The following is a 1,958-nucleotide window of genomic DNA, read 5'->3' as shown; positions in this document are numbered from 1 at the left end:
GTGTTAGCAGCAGTGTAAAACTGACCCACCCCAGCGAAGTAAAACTGATCCACCTGGGCTAGTTTGGCGGCCTTTTCGAGGCCGTCGATGTTGACCCAGGAGCAAACCGTGGAAATCAGAGTTCTTGCCCGACAGGGCCACTCCATCCGGCACATCGCCCGCACGTTGGGGGTCTCGCGCAATACCGTGCGCCGCTACCTCCGCGATCCGTCGGTAGCGCGATACCAGCCCCGTGAACCACGCCCCACCAAACTGGGGCCATTTGAATCTTATCTGCGGCAACGGGTCGAGCAGGCCCACCCCATCTGGCTGCCTGCCACCGTCCTGAATCGGGAAATCCGCGCTCAAGGGTATGGCGGCGGTCTCTCGTTATTGCGCGCCTTCCTCGCCACGCTCAAGCCCGCCCGCCGCGAAGCAGGTCCGGCCGTCCGTTTCGAGACCGAGCCCGGACGGCAGTTGCAGGCTGATTTCGTGGTCTTGCGCCGGGCCAGATCCCCCATGTCGGCCTTCGTCGCCACGCTGGGATACAGCCGCATGACGTTTGTCACCTTCGTACCGGACGAATCCTTCGAGTCCGTGCGGGACTCCCTGTTGCTGGCTTTTGACTATCTGGGCGGTGTGCCCCGCGAGGTGTTGTTCGACAACATGAAGACCGTGGTGCTGGAACGCGATGCCTACGGTGACGGCAAGCACCGTTTTCACCCCGGCTTGCTTCAACTGGCCGATGACCTGGGGTTCCGGATCCGGCTGTGTCGCCCGTATCGGGCCCAGACCAAAGGCAAGGTCGAGCGCTTCAATCGCTACTTCCGCGAGAGCTTCTACAACCCGTTGCTGACCCGGATGAAGGGCACGGGGCTGCTGCTCGATTGTGCTGCTGCCAACCGACGCGTCCGTGACTGGTTGGCAGACGAGGCGAATGTGCGGGTCCACGCCACCCTGAACGAGCGCCCCATCGACCGTTGGCGGCAGGAGCGGGAACACCTGCAACCCTTGCCATCCCGTGTGCGGCGCGACGAGGCCCCCCTGCTGGATAACAGTCTCCGCCCGGTACCACTGGAATCTCTCCAGCACCCACTGTCTGTCTATGACGCAATTGGGGAGGCCTGCCGATGAACCTCCAGCATGAGCGGATCGACGCCCTGTGCCAGCAACTCAAACTCGAACGGGTGGCAACGCATTACCCCGTCCTGGCGCAGCAGGCGGTGCGCGAGGACTTCAGCTTCACCGACTTCCTGGAACACCTGTTGCGGCATGAAGCGGGGTGTCGCCAGCAGCGCAGCCGCGAACTGCTGACGCGGATGGCTTGCTTCCCGGGCATCAAGACCCTGGAGGACTATGACTTCAGCTTCAACCCCGGCGTGCCCAAGGCACTGGTGCAGGAGCTGGGCAGTCTGGCGTTTGTCGAACGGGCCGAGAACGTGGTGCTGATCGGACCCTCTGGCATCGGCAAGACCCACCTCGCCATCGCCTTGGGTTACAAGGCCGCGCAAGCCGGGGTCAAGACACGCTTCATCACGGCAGCCGACCTGATGCTGCAACTGAGCACGGCGCAGCGACAAGGGCGGCTGAAGGAATACTTCAACCGCGCCATCCTCGGTCCACGGCTGCTGGTGATCGATGAGATCGGCTACCTGCCTTTCGGACGCGAGGAAGCGAACCTGTTCTTTCAGGTGGTGGCGAAGCGCTATGAGAAAGGGGCGATGATCCTGACCTCGAACCTGCCGTTCAGCCAGTGGGCCGACGCGTTTGCCGGCGATACCACCCTGACAGCCGCGATGCTGGATCGGCTGCTGCACCATGCCCATATCCTGACCCTGAGCGGCGAAAGCTACCGCTTGAAGGACAAGAGGAAGGCGGGAGTGGTCAGGAAAAATTCCAAACCCGAATGATCCAGGTGGGTCAGTATTACTTTGGTGATTCAGGGGTAAAGTGGGTCAGTTTTCAGTTGGTGTTGACAC

General features: G+C 62.0%; 2 protein-coding genes. Both read left to right on the top strand.

Annotated features, from left to right (window positions below):
• Nucleotides 1–87: 87 nt before the first annotated feature.
• Complete coding sequence (istA, locus tag HMPREF3143_RS00010) at nucleotides 88–1,113, top strand: IS21 family transposase (RefSeq protein WP_004199214.1); 1,026 nt, start codon at nucleotides 88–90, stop codon at nucleotides 1,111–1,113.
• Nucleotides 1,110–1,889, top strand: a complete 780-nt coding sequence (istB, locus tag HMPREF3143_RS00005) for an IS21-like element ISKpn7 family helper ATPase IstB (protein WP_004152394.1) — start codon at nucleotides 1,110–1,112, stop codon at nucleotides 1,887–1,889. Before istA ends, istB begins: the two co-directional genes overlap by 4 nt.
• Nucleotides 1,890–1,958 lie beyond the last annotated feature (69 nt).

Origin of the sequence: Enterobacter sp. HMSC16D10, from assembly GCF_001807145.1 — a bacterium.
Lineage (GTDB): Bacteria > Pseudomonadota > Gammaproteobacteria > Enterobacterales > Enterobacteriaceae > Enterobacter > Enterobacter roggenkampii.
The sequence above is the reverse complement of the archived record's forward strand: the minus strand, read 5'-3'. Positions and strand labels throughout refer to the sequence as shown.

Excerpts from the sequence above, each read along its gene's own strand:
- istB (WP_004152394.1), top strand. The coding sequence starts at position 1,110 with ATGAACCTCCAGCATGAGCGGATCGACGCCCTGTGCCAGCAACTCAAA.
- istA (WP_004199214.1), top strand. The coding sequence starts at position 88 with ATGTTGACCCAGGAGCAAACCGTGGAAATCAGAGTTCTTGCCCGACAG.